Origin of the sequence: Clostridium sp. AF34-13, assembly GCF_003477845.1 — a bacterium.
Classification (GTDB): domain Bacteria; phylum Bacillota; class Clostridia; order Lachnospirales; family Lachnospiraceae; genus Butyribacter; species Butyribacter intestini.
On the sequence record NZ_QUEB01000011.1, the window covers coordinates 1 to 17,980 of the forward strand.

A 17,980-nucleotide genomic window follows, 5' to 3' on the forward strand; every position below is an offset into this window, starting at 1 on the left:
AATTATGATGCAGAGCTTATAAAGCGAGGAGTAAAACAAGAAAATATTCACCACTACGGATTTGCGTTTAGAGGTAAAGAGGTGCTGATAGACGGACGATAGATATTTTTAGATAAAACTTATAAATATTGAAGGATATTAAGGGGGATGTCATTATGGCATCCCTTTTAATATCCTTCTTAACATTATATAACTAAACAAGGCAGTTATGACCTCGGCAATCCAAAAAGCGTGCCATACTCCGTAAACACCAAAAATTCTGCTGAGTATGAATGCGGCAGGGATTATTATTATCGTGTATCTTAAAAGTGATATGATAAGTGATTCTATACCCTTTCCAAGACCTTCTAATGCACCTGATGCCGTGACGGATAATGTTGATACGATAAAACCCGGACATATGATGCGAAGTGCCGTGGCACCTGCCTGTATGGTGGCTGTGTTTATTGAAAAAAGACCGATAAGTCTGTCCGGCAGTATCAGGCATATGACAGTGCCAAATATCATTATAAGACTGTTTAGCATAAGTGATGTGCGGTATATCTTACTTACCCTTTCTTTCTCTCCGGCACCATAGTTATAACCTATTATAGGACGCATACCCTGTATAAGTCCGTTGGCAGGCAGGTAGAGAAATGTCTGTAATTTATAGTAGATTCCAAGTATGACAACATACATACCTGAAAATGTACTGAGTATTGCATTTAGTGCAGAGGTGAGCAATGATGGCAGAGCCAGATTCAGGGTTGCAGGGATGCCTATTGCATATAATTTTTTTATTACAGATTTGTCAATATGCGTTTCTTTTATGTTAAATTTTATGCCGATATCGTATCTGGCATAAATAAATATATAGATAAGAAGTGTTGCAAGCTGTCCGGATATGGTAGCAATGGCGGCACCTGATATGCCGAGTGGTCTTATAGGACCGAGTCCGAAAATGAAAATCGGATCAAGTATTATATTGACGATGCAACCTGACATAAGGCTTATCATGGTAAATGTCATTTTTCCGACTGCCTGAAATACTTTTTCAAATGTCAGGCTTATACATAGTATTGTTGAGAAAGCGAACACTATGCGTGAATATTTGAGACCGAGATTTATAATGTTTGTATCAGATGTAAACATTCTTAAAAATGCCGGCATTATAAAAATGCATATACAGGTCATTATGATTCCGTGTATTATTGCAAGGAGCATACCGAGTGAAGCACTGTTGCAGGCTTTTTCTCTGCTTTTTGCTCCGAGGAAAAATGAAATGGCAGCATTGATGCCGACACCAAAACCTATGGCGATCGAATTTACAAAATTTTGTATTGGGAATACAAGGGAAAGTGCTGTCATAGCATCCTCGCTTATTTTTGCCACAAAAAAGCTGTCAACAATGTTGTAAAGTGAATTGACAAGCATTGAAATGACCATAGGAAGTGACATAGACAAAATAAGCGGTAAAATTGGTGTTGTTTTCATAAAATCATTGTTGTTCATTTGTATCTCCTTTAAAATCAGATAATATTTATATTGTTATTGTCATAGTGTAGTGAATCGATGACATTCGGTTAAATGAGTTGTTTAAATTTTTATCTGCGTTATTTAGCTGAAAATCAATGATGCAATACACTGTGAAGTGGAACATTTTGGCAATAAAAAAACGCACTCAAAAAAGCGCGTGGTGAAAAGATGATAAATTCAGGAAAAATCCACAAAAAATTTTCAGTAAATATAAGCGGACATATGTAATCAGGTGCAATAAAGATATGAAGTGCAGCGGTTATGCCTGTTTATATCAAAGCCGTATATGTTTAAATGTGAAAATACAGCAACGGAAATAATATTACTGGAAATTTGATGTGAAGTCAAGAATATAATTAAATTAACTTCTTGCAACAATGAATTATTCTCTTAAAAGGATGCTTTACATTCTAATACCTCAATGCTAAAATATATCTACAGATTTACGGAGGAATGCGTATAGATTGAACAGGAGGGTGTATATGGCAAGAGTCGTAGGTATTGGCAAACAAAGTTTTGAGGATATAAGGAAAAAAGATTGTTTTTATATAGACAAGACAGATTTTATAAAAGATTGGTGGGAATCTGCTGATGATGTGACACTTATCACCCGTCCGCGCCGTTTTGGAAAAACATTAAATATGGATATGTTAAAATGTTTTTTCTCAAATCAATATGAGGGCAGAAAAGAGCTGTTTGAGGAACTTGATATTTGGAAAGACGAGGAGTATAGGGAGTTACAGGGGACATATCCAGTGATATTTTTGAGTTTTGCGGATATTAAGGCGGATAATTTTAAAGATACAAAAAACGATTTGGTATCAGTGATAAACGATGCCTATAAACAACATTCATATCTGCTTAAAAGTGATAAATTAACAGAAGCAGAAAAAAATATGTATGAGCAACTGGACAATTATGCAAACAATGCAGACATAAATAAAAAAATATCAAATGAAATTGTTTGTAGAGCAATAAAAACTTTGGCTGGAATGTTGTATAAATATTATGGAAAAAAAGTGATAATAATTCTTGATGAATACGACACACCAATGCAGGAAGCATATATGAATGGATATTGGGATGAACTTGTAGCACTTACGAGAAGTCTTTTTAATTCGACATTTAAGACAAATCCTTATCTTGAACGTGGGATAATGACAGGAATAACCCGTGTATCAAAAGAAAGCATTTTTTCTGATTTAAATAATCTTAAAGTGGTAACAACTACAAGTAGGGAATACGCAACAAGTTTTGGATTTACGGAAAAAGAAGTTTTTGATGCTCTTGATGAAGTAAATATGTCAAATGAAAAGGCAGCGGTGAAGGAATGGTATGATGGCTTTACATATGGAGATGTCAAAGATATATATAATCCGTGGTCTATAATTAATTATTTACAGACAGGAAAAATAGATTCATACTGGACAGATTCGAGTTCAAATGGAATTGTAAACAAACTGATAAAAACAGGGACACCGGATGTTAAAGAAGCAATGGCAGTTCTTATTTCGGGTGGTGTAATAGAAAAAAAGATTGATGAACAAATTGTATTTGATCAATTAGATAAAAATGAGGATGTAATATGGAGCCTTTTGCTTGCAAGTGGGTATTTATGTATAGAGTCATATAAGGAAGTCGGCAGGCTGAAAAGAAAAATATATGGTTTGAAATTAACCAACCTTGAAGTAGAGAGAATGTTTGAGGTAATGATAGAACAATGGTTTGGGGAAGAAAAGTTTAATTACAATAATTTTGTAAAATCACTTCTCAATGGTGACATTGAAAGTATGAACGAATACATGAACAGAGTTACAAGAGGAGTAATAAGTTATTTTGATACAGGAAAAACCCCGTCTGATGAAGAACCGGAAAGGTTAGCCTCATGCTACGACTGTAGGGGAGTAGCTAATGGCTCAAGTTTGAACTGTTGTTCAAACTTGTATGCGATGACTGAAAAGTCATCGCATTTTTACCATGGTTTAGTATTAGGACTGATGGTCGACCAGGTAGACAATTACATTCTAAGTTCAAACAGGGAGAGTGGTTTCGGAAGATATGATATAATGCTCGAACCAATAGATAAAAATAATGAAAAACTACCTGGCATTGTGATAGAGTTTAAGGTATTTAACCAAAAGAAGGAAGATACATTAGAGGAAACGGTAGAAAATGCATTAAGACAGATAAAAGAAAAAGATTATGATGCAGAGCTTATCAAAAGAGGTGTGAAAGAGGAAAACATATATCATTATGGTTTTGCGTTTAAAGGTAAGGAAGTATTAATAGATGGTAGGTAGAGATATTTACAGAGTTTAATTTGCAAGATATAAACAGGAGGGTGCATATGGCAAAAAAAGTTGTAGCAATAGGGAAACAGGCATTTGATTCGGTTATAGAAAATGATTGTTTTTATATAGATAAGACATCTTTTATAAAAGAGTGGTGGGAAAATAAGGATGATGTTACCCTTATAACCCGCCCACGCCGATTTGAAAAACATTAAATATGAGTATGCTTGAATGTTTTTTCTCAAATAAATATAAGGATAGAGGGGATTTATTCGAGGGGCTTGATATATGGAAAGATGAAAAATATCGCAAATTGCAGGGGACATATCCGTTGATATTTCTTAGTTTTGCAAAAATAAAACAGAATACTTATGAGGGTGCTGTAAAACAGATAAAAAATGAACTTATAAATTTATATAATGAAAAGTGATTTGTATAATGAAAATGAAAAATTACAATACAAATCAATTCGTGTAGGCATGGATGATGAAACAGCTCAAGAGGCCTTAAATAATCTTTCAAACTATCTCAGCCGTTATTATGGCAAAAAAGTAATTATTCTTCTTGATGAATACGACACACCTATGCAGGAAGCATATGTAAATGGATACTGGGAGAAACTTGTAGGATTCACAAGAAGCCTTTTTAATGCAACCTTTAAAACAAATCCATATCTTGAAAGAGCGATAATGACTGGTATTACAACAGCTGAATATTCAGCTGTTAGGAAGTTTGCTATGCAAACTTCTAATGGCTCGGCTAAAGCCGAGACTATGTCTAAGGAAAGTATTTTCTCAGATTTAAATAATCTTGAAATAGTCACGACATTGTCCACAAAATATGAGACTTCATTTGGTTTTACAGAAGAAGTATTTAATGCACTTGATGAACAGGGATTACCGGATGAAAAGTCGGATGTGAAAAAATGGTACGATGGTTTTATTTTTGGAAAACAAAAAGATATTTATAATCCGTGGTCGATAATCAACTTTTTAGATAAAAAAGAATATAACACTTACTGGGCAGACTCAAGTTCAAATGGACTTATAAATAATCTCGTTAAAAAAGGAAGTCCCTGTATAAAGATGATGATGGAAACTCTTCTTAAAGAAGAAACAATAGATGTACAAATAAATGAGCAGATAGTATTTTCAGAGCTTGATTATTCAGAAGATGCAGTGTGGAGTCTTATGCTTGCAAGCGGTTATCTTAAGGTAGTAGCGGCAGAACCACTTGTTGGAAACCGCAGAAAAGCACGCAAATACACGCTTGCACTAACAAACTTGGAAATACGATTTATGTTTGAGGATATGATACTCAGATGGTTCAGTCACGCAAAAATGGAAACAAATGAGTTTATAAGAGCACTTATAAACGGGGATATAGAGAGTATGAATGCTTACATGAATAAAGTGACTTTGAAAACAATTAGCTACTTTGATACCGGAAATATTCCATCTGATGAAGAACCAGAAAGATTTTTCCACGGCTTCGTACTTGGACTTATGGTAGACCAGACAGAAAACTATATTATAAACTCAAACCGTGAAAGCGGTTTCGGAAGGTATGACATAATGCTTGAACCTATAGAAAAAACAAATGACAAATATCCGGGAATAGTGATAGAATTTAAAGTAATAAATCCCAGAAAAGAAAACTCACTTGAAGAAACAGTTGAAGCGGCATTAAAGCAGATAGATGAAAAAAACTATGATGCAGAGCTTATCAAAAGAGGTGTGAAAGAGGAAAATATACAACACTATGGATTTGCGTTCAGAGGTAAGGAAGTGTTGATAGATGGACGATAGAGTATTAAATTAAAAAATGCTTGCAGACCCTGTTTCCACATCGGAAATTCAGAGGATGAAACAGGGATATGAATTGCTGCATACGCGGCTTGCTACGTTTGCACACAGTTCGGTAACGATAAATGAAAGTGACACTTTGTCTTTATCAAAGGCGAGGACAGACGGGATTTCGGAGGGTATATCAAAAGGAATCTCACTTACACAGAGTAAGACGAACTCAAAGGGCAGATATTTTGGCGGAAGTGCAAGTGCAGGTGTAAGTTTTGTTGTTTCCGCAAATGTGGGATTTAATGCAGGAGTAAACAGCAGCACTGCAAATACAACGGGAAAGACAAACACGACAACAGAGACAAATCAGAGAAGCAGGTCAGTTACCGATACGGTTTCATCTTCAAAAACAGCGGGAAAGAGTTTGCAATTAACATATGAAAACCGCTCTGTTAAGGCACTTTTGGATAAAATCGATATTCCGGCTGAGTCAAAGGCTGCATTTATCAGATATACAAAAGCCGTGACAAAGGATGAAGTTCAAAAATTGAGAGGTCAGGTAGTGTATAGCCTGTTCAATTATGAAATAGCATTCGGACTTGCAAAAGGAAAAGAAAACAATATAAGCAGTTGGTATGATTGCATAAAGGAGATGCTTGAACCTGATATTATGCTTCTTAGTGAAAATGACCAGCAGAAAATAATTGCTTTATTGACAAAAGAACAGGCACGGATTGATGGCACAGCCGAGATAGTGGATTTATTTGAACGGCTGATGGATCACATATAAAGGAGTGTGGTTGTATGGATTTTTTTTGTGGATTAAGTGAGATTTCAGAAACTAAAGGTATGAAATCAGGTGAGATTAGCAAAAAGGCAAGCGAAAAGTTTGACAGGCTTATGGGTGATGATAATTTAAGTGAAGTATCTGCGGAGCAGCAGGAGGATATAATACCCGAAGAACCCGATTATTCTGAAAAGAGAGAACAAACTCTGTTTATGAGTTTAATGGAAATACATATGAGACTGACGAAAACGGTCAGACATATAAGAAAAACGGCGAAATTCTTCCCGATATTGAATATACGGCAAATGGAAATGTATATAAAACGGATGGCAACGGAAATAAAATATCGTGTGACTCAAATCCTGAATATACGGAGGAGGGTTCTAGGAATATGAAAGAGCAAAAAGAGTCGGGCGGTGAAGAACGCAGAGAGGACGATGACGGCGGACACATTATTGCGAGAATTCTCAGCGGTTCAGAGGGTGAAGAAAATCTTGTGCCGATGCGGAGAACGATTAACCGTGGCGATTACAAGAGAATGGAAAATGAGATTGCTAAGGCATTACAGGAGGGCAAAGGGGTCAGCGTACACATAAAAATTGAATACAACGGTGAGTCAGGCAGACCGACAAAAATCAGGGAAGAATATATTGTTGATGGCAAAAAGACGGTATGTGAGTTTGATAATGTTGAGGGTTCTACGGATTTATCAGAGCCGTTGTCAGATAAGATAAGTGACGAGGATTATGACAGATTAAAACAAACTTTAATGGATGTCAGTGAATATCGTATTCAAAAAGAGTGGAAAAAGAAACATATAGACGGATGAGAATACAGGAATCTATAAATATCACCCTGCAAAGGATGCCATTATGGCATCCTTTTAAACATCCTCAAAACCATAATATAACTAAACGATGCAGTTATCACCTCTGCAATCCAAAACGAGTTCAATACACCGTAAACACCGGTGTACTTGAACTTTGCAGGGTTCACGATCCAAGAGTTGTAAGACTTGTTGCCGTATATGCGGCCGTGCTCAGCTTTGTTCCTAAATTTGCCGCCATAATAAGCACTATGCCCGTTGCTATCGTCGGCGGTGTAAGTTTTATTTTTTATAGTTTGTCTGTAGTGGACAAACACTTTTTGACATTTATGTTTACTATGGACATACAGATAAATCTAAAATAATGGTATTATAAAGCTGTGCAAAACAAAAAGTTGTCCTTGCAGATTTATATTATGAAGTTGTAGTGTAAAGATGATATTTATTTCATTTGTTTTGTAAGTGACAATCAGTAACAGTGATGTTTTTAAAGACATAGTTGATTTAAAGTATTTTGTTTAAGCAGATAAAAAGAAATGAGGGATGCATATGAATCATTTTGTTGTTGCAATAGGAAGAGAGTTTGGAGCTCAGGGCTGTGATATTGCTGAAAAGCTTGCCGAAAAACTTGGAGTTAAACTTTATGACAGACAGCTTGTCGAGGAAGCTGCAAAGAAACTTGAGATGGATGAGCATACCGTTCAGAAAGCAGATGAGGTATCTGCAAAAGATATTGAGGGTTTAAAAACTACATACGGCGTCGGCAATTTTTATCTCTCAACCCAGGTGCTTGATGCACAGGCTGATATAATTGAGAGAGTTGCACAGAATGAGTCGTGCATCATAATGGGAAGATGTGCTGATTATATTTTGAAAGACAGGGACGACTGTCTGAAGATATATATCTATGCTCCGTTTGATGTAAGAACTAAGCATATTGCGGAGAAATATGATATGTCGATGTTTTCGGCAAAGAGACTTGTAAGGCAGATGGATGAAAAGCGTGATACATATTATAAATATGTCACGGGAAACAGGAGAGGTGAGCATGACGGAAAAGATGCAATGTTCGACAGCAGTATAATGGGAGTTGACGGAACTGTCGATATGCTTCTTAAAATGATAAATAAAAAGTTCGGATGATTTTAATATTTGATAAAAGATTAATTTGATATAATACTAATACATAGGTAATAAAAGATTAATTTGATATAATACATAAGTAATAGTGTTATAAACAGACAGCAGATTACTAATTTCTGACTGACTAAAAATAAATATAGTATATAGCGTGTCAAAGGCGACAAAACATAAAATATGTTTGCCGCTTATTTTTTTGCAGGATTTGTGTCTGGGCACACTTGGCACAAAACTTATGTGCGAAAGGCAAAACCTTTTGCACTATGCACAAAAAAATGTGTGCAGAAACGGGGGCTAATATGATAAAACGATGGAAAAAATTAAATCTTACAGTACAGATAATGATAGGGCTTGCAATTGGTGTGATACTTGGATTTATAATTCCTAAAAGCTGGACAGGAGTTATCAAGGCATCGCAGACTATAGGAACGATTTATATGAATGCTTTGAAAATGATGATATATCCTTTGGTATTCTGTTCTCTTGTATGTGGAATAAGGAGCATGGGAAGCGTGTCAGCAACGGGCAGGATAGCAGGCAGAGCGATGGTATTCTTCTTATCGACAACCTGTCTTGCCTGTGTCTTTGGTATATTTGTTCCGCAGATGCTCGGTATCGGAAAAAATGCAAAGCTGCAGCTTGCAAGTGCGGATGTAGATGTGAATAATGTGTCAAACATACTAGATACAATAACTAACCTTATTCCGTCTAATCCGTTTGCCTCGTTTGTAAACGGTGATATGCTGTCAATCCTGGTGTTTGCGGTTATCATAGGTTTTGCGATACTTGCATTACAGGAAAAAGCCCAGCCTTTGATGGATCTTATAACATCTGTCAATGAAGTTTCAATGAAAATATTGTTTGAGGTTATGAAATTTACTCCGCTTGGTGTTCTTTGTACGATAATGCCGGTTCTTGCTACTACCGGTGCAGATACGGTTGTTTCAATAGGAACGGCACTTCTTACGACATATGCGATAATAATAATATACGCCGTGGTGGTCTATGGCATCATAGTGGGAGTTATAGCAAAAATGCCTTTAAAGACATTTGTAAAATCGGTAAGTCCTGCTGCACTTAATGCATTTGGTACCTGTTCAAGCTCTGCGACTATTCCGATAAGCATGAGATGTGCAGAGGAGGGAATGGGTGTATCAAAGGAGATAACAAGTATAGTGCTCCCCCTTGGTGCAACTGTAAATATGGATGCAATATCAATACTTATGTCGGTTATGATAACATTTTTCGCAAATGCCTGTGGGGTTCACCTTACTTTACTTAATATGGTCGTGATAGTATTGGCAAATGTGCTTTTGTCAATAGGTACACCGGGTATTCCAAACGGTCAGGTTGCATCATTTGCAGCACTTATCCAGATAGCAGGCATCCCGGCAGGTGTTATGGGAATATTCATAAGTATAAGCACACTTTCAGATATGATAGTCACTATGGTAGATGTGTTAGGTGATATGGCATGCTGTGCTACTCTTAAAAGATTTCTCGGAAGTGAAAGTGCAAATCGTGATGTATCTTCTCTAAATACTGCTATGATGGAGCATGGAGTGGTTAATGTAAAAGAGGGATTATACAGGGAATAAGCAGGTATATTTGTATATTTACAAAAATTTTAACAGTTCATTGTGAAGCTGTTTTGCCCTCGCATACCATGTGTGTTCACGATTTGCAAAGTTAAATGCGTTTTTCTGAATTCTCTCCAGTTTATCAGTATCATTTAATGCATTTTCAAATATCTCAGGCAGTTTATCAAGCTGCTTGAGGTCATAAAATATAATATTTTCATCAGGTGTGAGTATCTCATCAAGGTATTTGCTGTGGTCTGTTATGCAGACTGCTCCGTTGCACATAGAGTTAAATATCCTGTCGTGGGCACCATCTTTAAACCATGGCATGACATTTAATGAAAGTCTGCTGTCGGCGAGTGCTTCAAGACATCCAAAGGAAAGCTCATCAGGATTCATGTCGAGATTTTCGGGATGTTTACACCTGAGGTTATCGTAACCTTTGCCGACACAGTGTATCTTAAAGCCGGCATCGGCAAGAGTTTTAATCACTTCACCTCTGAAATAACATCTGACATATGTATCGATGAAAATCATGTTTGGAATAGCTGTTTTTACTTCCTCATGTGTGATTCCGGGAATAGCTTTTTTTAAGTGTTCTTCCATTGTCAGATCATCCGGTTTGTCGGGATTGGTGATAAGATCATGTATTATCTCAAGATAAAACATTGCATATTCGTCACCGAGTCTGTTTATTGCATCGTCAAAGACTTCCGGTGGTGTGTAATTACCGGTAAAACATATGTCATATTTTCTGTCAGCCATCTTCTTGTAATCTCCGTTTGGGGAGAGTGAGGTGCCGCCTAGTGGAAGAAAAGTTCCACTCATAAGTTCCGGATAAAATCTTTTCATATATCTGTCATGGTATCTGTCGATGGATACTTCATAAAAAATATCTGGATGTATATCGAAAAGTTCGGGATAAAAATATGGATGGTCAACGGCTATGTTGACGCATGGGATTTTGCGTTCATCCCAGATAGAGACTCCATTCATGTTAAAAAGTGAAGTCTCATAATGAATACCGTCAAAGTTAAAAGTGACAAGTATCGTGTCATAAGCTGTTGCAAAATCGTAAAGTTTTTCTGCACTTTCTTCTTCTGTTGTCTGGTCGAAAAGAAAAGTCTTGTATCCTAAGGCTTCAAAGCCTTTTTTTAATTGCAATGAAAAAAATTCAAGGGTTTCGGTTCCGCCTGTCATAAGCACTATTTTATGTCTCATTTCATTCTCCATTCCTGCATAAATATATAAAATTATAGCATACATTTTGTGGATTGTATATCATAAAGAAAAAATTCAATAATAATGGGTAACAGTTCAGCTTTCCGTTTATTACATTCATAAACCTGCCATGATAACAGTTATAGATTATGTACTGATAAGTAAATTTTATAAGATTGCAGCCTGTTTCATGCCGATGGGTGAATAGTAACTTTTACTTGCCCTAAAAGGTGCTATATATTATAATTAGTTCACATTAAGAAAAACCGGGTTACAAAATATTGCCGCTCCCGCTTATGGTGTGAACGGTTATCGCAAAGGCTGATTTCATGTCTGCGGTGTGAATGGCAGTTTGCAAAGTATGTACTCTGTGAGTTCTTCGTTCAGAAGATTTCGTGAGTACATAAGTACGGAAAGGAGAAAGAATCTATGATTAGAAAGAACAGAAAGAGTATTTGTTATGTAATGACGCTGGCTTTGTGTGTGACATTGGGAAGCAGTTATGTACGGGCTGAGGATACAGAGGCACAGGGGATAAATGTGGCATATCATACACAGGATGAGATAAGAGCATTTTGTGCAGAAAATGCTGCGGGCTTAAATGATGCACTTACATTTGCAGAAAATCCTGTTGTCAGTGGAGATTATTCTGCCGGAAAGCTATCTGACAAGACATTAAACAGTGCTATCAATATGTTTAATCAGGTGAGATATATAGCGGGGATTTCATACGATGTGCAATTAGACGATACATACAACAGCCTTACACAGACGGCAGCACTTGTAAATTATGTAAATGGTGAACTCAGCCACTATCCGTCAAAACCTGCTGATATGGACGAAGATTTATATAATCTTGGAGCAAAGGGAGCAGGAGAGAGTAATATTGCATGGGCTTCATGGAAAAATGCCGGTATGAACCAGAGTTTGGTAAACGGCTGGCTTGATGATGGAGATGATTACAATATCGACAGATTAGGGCACAGAAGATGGGTGTTAAATCCAAATATGAAATATACCGGTTTTGGAGCAGTGACTGGAACTAATGGAACATACAGTGCGATGTATTCTTTTGATATGAAAAATACAAAAGCGGGTGAGTACGGAGTTGCATGGCCGGCACAGAATATGCCTGTAGAATATTTTGGTACGGATTTTCCGTGGTCTGTATCTATGGGAAAAAATGTAGATATTACTTCTGTTAAGGTAAAACTTACAAGGGAAAGTGACGGCAAGGTATGGAACTTTTCAAGTGAAGAAGCAGACGGTTATTTCAATGTAAATAATGCAGGTTACGGTCAGAAAGGATGCATTATATTCAGACCTGATACCAGTATAAAATATACAGCAGGTGATGTGTTTGATGTAGACATAACAGGTCTTGGCAGTGATGTAAGTTACACGGTTAATTTCTTTAGTCTTGAAGACGGTCAGGCTGTGACAGCAAAACCTACGGTAAAGCCTACAGAGACACCGACGGTAAAGCCTACAGTAAAGCCTACAGAAACATCAACGGCAGTACCGACAAAAGAGCCTGAAATCACAGAGAAACCTGAGGAGACAGAGGAACCAGAAATTACGGACGAACCTGAGGAGACGGAAGAACCGGAAGAGGAGCCTGAGGAGACAGAAGCTCCAACTGCAAGACCAACAGTGACACCGACAGCAAAGCCGGTGACAAAGCCTGCAAAAGTTAAGATAAAAAAGTGGAAGATAAATAAAAATAAGGTCACTGTTTACTTTGGAAAAGTAAAAAATGCATCGGGTTATCAGGTGAGATATTCGACGAGCGTAAAATATAATAAAGACTTAAGCAGCAAAGCCGTATCTTGCAAATCAACGAAAACTATGGTTAGATTGAAGAAGTCAAGGAAAAAACATTTTATACAGATGAGGGCATATACTAAGAAAAACGGAAAGAAAGTATATGGCAGTTGGGGGAATACGATTAAAATATATAAAAATATAAAATAATGCAAGGGTCAAAAGCATATGAAATAAGGCATATGCAAAATGGCACATGGAAATGGAGGGAATTATGAATTTTACAAAAATGCATGGTTGTGGCAATGATTATGTCTATGTTGACTGCACAAAGGGGATGATAGAAAATCCGGGTGAGGTTTCAAAAAAAGTCAGTCACAGACATTTTGGGATAGGTTCTGACGGTCTGATACTTATATGTTCATCTGATGTTGCAGATTTTAGAATGGCTATGTATAATGCTGACGGTTCAGAGGGGGCAATGTGTGGCAACGGTATCAGATGTGTTGCGAAATATGTTTATGATAAAGGACTTACCGACAAGAAAAATCTTTCTATCGAAACAAAAAGCGGAATAAAAAGACTTGAGCTTACAGTGGAGGATGGAAAGGTTTCACTCGTAAAAGTAAATATGGGAGCACCTATCCTTGAGTCAAAAGATATTCCCGTTGCGGTTGATACGGATAAATGTATAGATGCGGATATAAATGTTGACGGAAAAGTCTATAAGATAACCTGCGTCTCAATGGGAAATCCTCATGCAGTTACTTTTATAGATGAGGATGTAAATAAATTCCCACTTGATAAGATAGGTCCTAAGTTTGAAAATCATCCTATGTTCCCTGATAGGGTGAATACGGAGTTTGTCCAGGTGTTAAACAGACATGAAGTAAATATGCGTGTCTGGGAGCGTGGCTCAGGTGAGACACTTGCCTGTGGTACGGGAACTTGTGCGACAGTCGTTGCCTGCGTTTTAAATAGTCTTACCGAAGATGAGATAACGGTTCATCTGCTCGGTGGTGATATATTGGTAAAATATGACAGAGATAACGATACAGTCTGGATGACCGGACCTGCGGCTATTGCATTTGAGGGAACGATAGAGATATAACAAAGATTAAACTTATGGCACTGCTTTGTAACAGCGTCTTAAAAAATTTATTATATTTGTTTTGATAAAAAACGGAATGGAGAACATAAATGAAACTTTTAGAACTGATAAAAGATTTAGATTTTGAGTGTGTTCAGGGAAGCACTGACATTGATATTACTACACTTGTATATGATTCACGAAAGGTTGAGGATGGAAGTGTTTTTGTGTGTATAAGTGGTGCGGTAAGGGACGGACACGATTTTGCGAAAGATGTTGTTAAGGCAGGAGCAAAGGCTCTTATCGTTGAAAAGAATGTAGATGTGCCTGACGATGTGACTGTTATTAAAGTTGCTGATACAAGACTCGGTCTTGCTGTTTCATCAGCGGCATATTTTGGAAATCCTGCAAATGAACTTACAACTATCGGAATTACGGGAACAAAGGGGAAAACCACTTCAACTTATATGGTTCGTTCCATATTGGAGGAATCAGGCATCAAAACAGGACTTATCGGAACTATCGAGAGTATTATCGGTGATGAGGTCATTCCATCTGCAAATACCACACCTGAGTCATATGTAGTTCAGCAGTATTTCAGAAAGATGGTTGATGCAGGCTGTAAATGTGTCGTTATGGAAGTTTCTTCACAGGCACTTATGCTAAACAGAGTAGGCGGCTTTGTATTTGATTACGGAATATTTACAAATCTTGAGCCGGACCACATCGGACCAAATGAACATAAGGACCTTGATGATTATATCCACTGTAAGAGCCTGCTTTTCAGACAATGCAAACAGGGTATCTTCAATGCGGATGACAGCCATCTTGAAAAGATACTTGAGGGTCATACCTGTAAAGTTGAGACATACGGTTTTTCTGAAAATGCAGATATAAAGGCATCTGATGTTCATCTTATGGATAAAGGTGGAACGCTCGGAGTTGCATATCATATGAGCGGTCTTATGGATATGGATGTTGAGATAGACATACCGGGCAAGTTCAGTGTTTACAATTCAATGACCGCAATCTCAATATGCAGACACTTCGGTGTAAAGAAAGAAGTTATACTCGACTCGCTTTCAAAAGTCAGAGTTAAAGGCAGGGTTGAGATAATACCTGTATCACCTAAGTTTACGATAATGATAGATTACGCTCACAACGCAATGAGCCTTAACAGTCTGCTCACGACACTTAAAGAGTATTCGCCAAAAAGACTGGTATGTCTGTTTGGATGTGGTGGAAACCGTTCGAGAGAGCGTCGTTTTGAGATGGGTGAGGTTTCTTCAAAACTTGCAGATTTCACGATTGTTACATCTGACAATCCGAGAAATGAAGAACCACAGGCTATCATTGATGATATAGTTACAGGGGTAAAGAAAGCGGATGGTAAATTTATAACCATCATCGACAGGGCAGATGCGATAAGATATGCCATTGAAAACGCAAAAAAGGGTGATGTTATTGTGCTCGCAGGAAAAGGACATGAGGATTATCAGGAGATAAAAGGAAAGAAATATCATATGGACGAGAGAGAACTTGTCGCTGATGTAGTAAAAGATGGTAATTTTATCAGATAACTGAGCCAAAGGAGCAGGACTTCCTAAATGGCAGTTAAAGAAGATACAAAAGGCTGAAGGCGGGAAATTTTTAAAGTTGAAAGTTTATGGGAGTCCTGGACGATAAAAAATTAAAAAGAAAAATTAGGGGAAAGAAATGATATTTGCTGATGTAATAATAGATATATCAGTCAAGAGTCTTGACAGACCATTTCAATATATAGTTCCTGAGGAGATGGAGTTTGATGTTGATATAGGTTCGGTCGTAAAAATCCCGTTCGGCATGGGAAATCGAACTATGACAGGATATGTCGTTGGTCTTTCGGGCGAAGCGAAGTTTGATATATCAAAAACGAAAAGCATACTTGAAATAATAAAGCAGGGAGTGGTCGTGGAATCACACCTGCTTTCCCTTGCTTATTGGATAAAGGAAAATTACGGCTCAACGATGAATGATGCCATAAAGTCTGTTATGCCTGTTAAAAGGGAGATAAAAGAGCAGATAAAGAGAGTTATATATCCTGCTGTCAGCATGGATAAGATGAGGGAAAAAAGAGACGAGTTTGAAAAAAAGCATAATAAGGCAAGAGTAAGACTTCTCGATGAATTTCTTAAGCTGGATAAGACGGCTTATAATGCGGGACTTGATTATTCTTATGCCACAAAGAAACTAAGCCTTACGGCGAGCGTTATAGAGGGACTTAGGAAACTGGATATAATAACGGTCGATGCCATACAGCAATACAGAAATCCTATTGGAAATATTGATGAAAGACCGGAGGTGCGTCCTGTTTTAAACAGAGAGCAGAAACACACGGTAGATTCGATATTAAATGATTATATAAGAGATGTAAGAGGAACATACCTTATTCACGGGATAACAGGAAGCGGCAAGACAGAAGTGTATATGAATATTGTTGAAAAGGTAATCTGCCTCGGAAAGCAGGTTATAGTGCTTATACCGGAAATCTCACTCACATTTCAGATGGTAAACCGTTTTTATAAAAGATTTGGAAACAGAATATCAGTCATGCATTCAAGACTTTCGGCGGGGGAGAGGTTTGACCAGTACACAAGGGCAAAAAACGGCGAGATAGATGTTATGATAGGACCGAGGTCGGCACTTTTCACACCGTTTCAAAATCTCGGACTTATCGTTATCGACGAGGAGCATGATTCAAGCTATCAGAGTGAGATGCCGCCAAAGTACCATGCAAGAGAGGTTGCGATACAGAGGGCTAAAATGGTCGGTGCAAGCGTTGTTTTAGGCTCGGCAACACCATCGGTTGACTCATATTATAAGGCAATGCAGGGAGAATACAGATTATTTGAACTAAACGAGAGAGCAGGCAATGCAGTTTATCCGTCAGTGTATATAGAAGATTTAAGGGAGGAATTAAAAGCAAAAAATTATTCAATATTCAGCAGAAGACTTGATGAACTTATGCGTGACAGACTGGAGAAAAAAGAACAGATAATGCTTTTCTTAAACAGGAGAGGATTTGCGGGGTTCGTTTCGTGCAGGCAATGTGGCGAGGTTCTTGGCTGTCCACACTGTTCGGTCGCATTAAAACCGCATTCTGTAAATGGGAGAGTTTCCTATCTGATGTGTCATTACTGCGGTTACAAAATTCAGATGCCGGATAAATGTCCATCTTGCGGTTCGCTTTACATAAGCAGTTTCGGGATTGGTACGCAACAGGTTGAGCAGATGGTTAAAAAAAGATTTCCACAGGCAGATGTACTTCGTATGGATGCTGATACGACAACGGGAAAAAATGCTCATGAAAATATTTTAAAAGAATATTCAAAAGGTGGTGCGGACATACTTATCGGAACACAGATGATAGTAAAAGGACATGATTTTGCAAATGTTACGCTTGTGGGAATACTTGCAGCAGACCTTTCATTAAATTCGGGTGATTACCGTGCAGCAGAAAAGACTTTTCAGCTTACAACACAGGCGTGTGGTCGTGCAGGCAGGGCAGATAAGCCCGGAGAAGTTGTTATACAGACATATCAGCCTGAGCACTACAGTATCGTCTATGCAGCGAAAAATGACTATAAAAATTTCTATGAACAGGAAATTGTTACAAGACAAATGTTGCAATATCCGCCGATTTCAAATATACTAGGAGTGTTGGTGCTTTCAGAAAATGAAAGAAATTCGGATAATCTGGCACAGATACTCGCCGATAAGATGAAACTCTATCAGGATGTAACAGTGCTTGGACCTGCACCTGCGGCACTTTCAAAGGTGAAAGATGTCTACAGGCGTATGATATATGGAAAGTGTGCAGATTATGGGATATTGTGTTCTATAAAAAACAGTTTCGAGGAATTTATGCATGAAACTGAGTCGTTTAGGGACTGCAGGCTTAATTTTGAATTTAATCTTATATAACACATAA

General features: G+C 37.5%; 14 protein-coding genes and 1 pseudogene. 13 read left to right on the forward strand and 2 right to left on the reverse strand.

The features are described from left to right. Positions 1–153 precede the first annotated feature (153 nt). On the reverse strand, positions 154–1,491 hold the full coding sequence (locus DWZ63_RS10045; protein WP_118499751.1) for an MATE family efflux transporter: 1,338 nt from the start codon (positions 1,489–1,491) through the stop codon (positions 154–156). Between the two features lie 506 nt (positions 1,492–1,997). On the opposite strand from DWZ63_RS10045, the gene DWZ63_RS10050 reads away from it, so the two are divergent. The 9 genes and pseudogenes from DWZ63_RS10050 to DWZ63_RS10085 all read left to right on the forward strand — a co-directional run bounded on the left by DWZ63_RS10050 (position 1,998) and on the right by DWZ63_RS10085 (position 9,953). After that, positions 1,998–3,815, forward strand: a complete 1,818-nt coding sequence (locus tag DWZ63_RS10050) for an AAA family ATPase (protein WP_118499752.1) — start codon at positions 1,998–2,000, stop codon at positions 3,813–3,815. Positions 3,816–3,862: 47 nt separating this feature from the next. Further along, a pseudogene (locus DWZ63_RS16220) lies at positions 3,863–4,236 on the forward strand (AAA family ATPase). A gap of 1 nt (position 4,237) precedes the next feature. After that, complete coding sequence (locus DWZ63_RS10055) at positions 4,238–5,614, forward strand: AAA family ATPase (protein ID WP_055943198.1); 1,377 nt, start codon at positions 4,238–4,240, stop codon at positions 5,612–5,614. Positions 5,615–5,669: 55 nt separating this feature from the next. Further along, on the forward strand, positions 5,670–6,392 hold the full coding sequence (locus tag DWZ63_RS10060) for a hypothetical protein (protein WP_147353218.1): 723 nt from the start codon (positions 5,670–5,672) through the stop codon (positions 6,390–6,392). A 14-nt stretch (positions 6,393–6,406) separates the two neighbouring features. Continuing rightward, positions 6,407–6,784, forward strand: a complete 378-nt coding sequence (locus DWZ63_RS10065) for a hypothetical protein (protein WP_118499753.1) — start codon at positions 6,407–6,409, stop codon at positions 6,782–6,784. After that, the gene (locus DWZ63_RS10070; RefSeq protein WP_243020594.1) at positions 6,733–7,218 is read left to right on the forward strand and encodes a DNA/RNA non-specific endonuclease; all 486 of its coding nucleotides are present in this window, start codon (positions 6,733–6,735) and stop codon (positions 7,216–7,218) included. The genes DWZ63_RS10065 and DWZ63_RS10070 overlap by 52 nt, the downstream gene beginning before the upstream one ends. Further along, positions 7,215–7,580 (forward strand): solute carrier family 23 protein, encoded by a 366-nt coding sequence (locus tag DWZ63_RS16225; protein ID WP_118499755.1) that lies wholly within the window; start codon positions 7,215–7,217, stop codon positions 7,578–7,580. The genes DWZ63_RS10070 and DWZ63_RS16225 overlap by 4 nt, the downstream gene beginning before the upstream one ends. A 184-nt stretch (positions 7,581–7,764) precedes the next feature. Further along, positions 7,765–8,358 (forward strand): cytidylate kinase-like family protein, encoded by a 594-nt coding sequence (locus DWZ63_RS10080; protein ID WP_182431487.1) that lies wholly within the window; start codon positions 7,765–7,767, stop codon positions 8,356–8,358. A 296-nt stretch (positions 8,359–8,654) separates the two neighbouring features. Beyond that, positions 8,655–9,953, forward strand: a complete 1,299-nt coding sequence (locus DWZ63_RS10085; RefSeq protein WP_118499757.1) for a dicarboxylate/amino acid:cation symporter — start codon at positions 8,655–8,657, stop codon at positions 9,951–9,953. A gap of 18 nt (positions 9,954–9,971) precedes the next feature. On the opposite strand, the gene DWZ63_RS10090 is transcribed toward DWZ63_RS10085, so the two are convergent. Next, entirely contained in the window at positions 9,972–11,156 is a 1,185-nt protein-coding gene (locus DWZ63_RS10090; protein WP_182431488.1) for a glycosyltransferase, read from the reverse strand. Positions 11,157–11,585: 429 nt separating this feature from the next. Between DWZ63_RS10090 and DWZ63_RS10095 the strand changes: the two genes are divergently transcribed. The 4 genes from DWZ63_RS10095 (at position 11,586) to priA (ending at position 17,973) form a co-directional block, all read left to right on the forward strand. Beyond that, the gene (locus tag DWZ63_RS10095; protein WP_118499759.1) at positions 11,586–13,130 is read left to right on the forward strand and encodes a CAP domain-containing protein; all 1,545 of its coding nucleotides are present in this window, start codon (positions 11,586–11,588) and stop codon (positions 13,128–13,130) included. A 64-nt stretch (positions 13,131–13,194) separates the two neighbouring features. Then, entirely contained in the window at positions 13,195–14,031 is an 837-nt protein-coding gene (gene dapF, locus DWZ63_RS10100; RefSeq protein ID WP_118499760.1) for a diaminopimelate epimerase, read from the forward strand. A gap of 89 nt (positions 14,032–14,120) precedes the next feature. Further along, positions 14,121–15,590, forward strand: coding sequence for a UDP-N-acetylmuramoyl-L-alanyl-D-glutamate--2,6-diaminopimelate ligase (locus tag DWZ63_RS10105; protein WP_118499761.1), 1,470 nt, complete (start codon positions 14,121–14,123; stop codon positions 15,588–15,590). A gap of 136 nt (positions 15,591–15,726) precedes the next feature. Continuing rightward, positions 15,727–17,973, forward strand: a complete 2,247-nt coding sequence (priA, locus tag DWZ63_RS10110; RefSeq protein ID WP_118499762.1) for a primosomal protein N' — start codon at positions 15,727–15,729, stop codon at positions 17,971–17,973. Positions 17,974–17,980: the final 7 nt, after the last annotated feature.

Bases quoted from the DNA above. Each gene is read 5' to 3' on its own strand.
- DWZ63_RS10045 (WP_118499751.1), bottom strand. From the start codon at position 1,491: ATGAACAACAATGATTTTATGAAAACAACACCAATTTTACCGCTTATT.
- DWZ63_RS10050 (WP_118499752.1), top strand. From the start codon at position 1,998: ATGGCAAGAGTCGTAGGTATTGGCAAACAAAGTTTTGAGGATATAAGG.
- DWZ63_RS10060 (WP_147353218.1), top strand. From the start codon at position 5,670: ATGAAACAGGGATATGAATTGCTGCATACGCGGCTTGCTACGTTTGCA.
- DWZ63_RS10065 (WP_118499753.1), top strand. From the start codon at position 6,407: ATGGATTTTTTTTGTGGATTAAGTGAGATTTCAGAAACTAAAGGTATG.
- DWZ63_RS16225 (WP_118499755.1), top strand. From the start codon at position 7,215: ATGAGAATACAGGAATCTATAAATATCACCCTGCAAAGGATGCCATTA.
- DWZ63_RS10080 (WP_182431487.1), top strand. From the start codon at position 7,765: ATGAATCATTTTGTTGTTGCAATAGGAAGAGAGTTTGGAGCTCAGGGC.
- DWZ63_RS10085 (WP_118499757.1), top strand. From the start codon at position 8,655: ATGATAAAACGATGGAAAAAATTAAATCTTACAGTACAGATAATGATA.
- DWZ63_RS10090 (WP_182431488.1), bottom strand. From the start codon at position 11,156: ATGAGACATAAAATAGTGCTTATGACAGGCGGAACCGAAACCCTTGAA.
- DWZ63_RS10095 (WP_118499759.1), top strand. From the start codon at position 11,586: ATGATTAGAAAGAACAGAAAGAGTATTTGTTATGTAATGACGCTGGCT.
- dapF (WP_118499760.1), top strand. From the start codon at position 13,195: ATGAATTTTACAAAAATGCATGGTTGTGGCAATGATTATGTCTATGTT.
- DWZ63_RS10105 (WP_118499761.1), top strand. From the start codon at position 14,121: ATGAAACTTTTAGAACTGATAAAAGATTTAGATTTTGAGTGTGTTCAG.
- priA (WP_118499762.1), top strand. From the start codon at position 15,727: ATGATATTTGCTGATGTAATAATAGATATATCAGTCAAGAGTCTTGAC.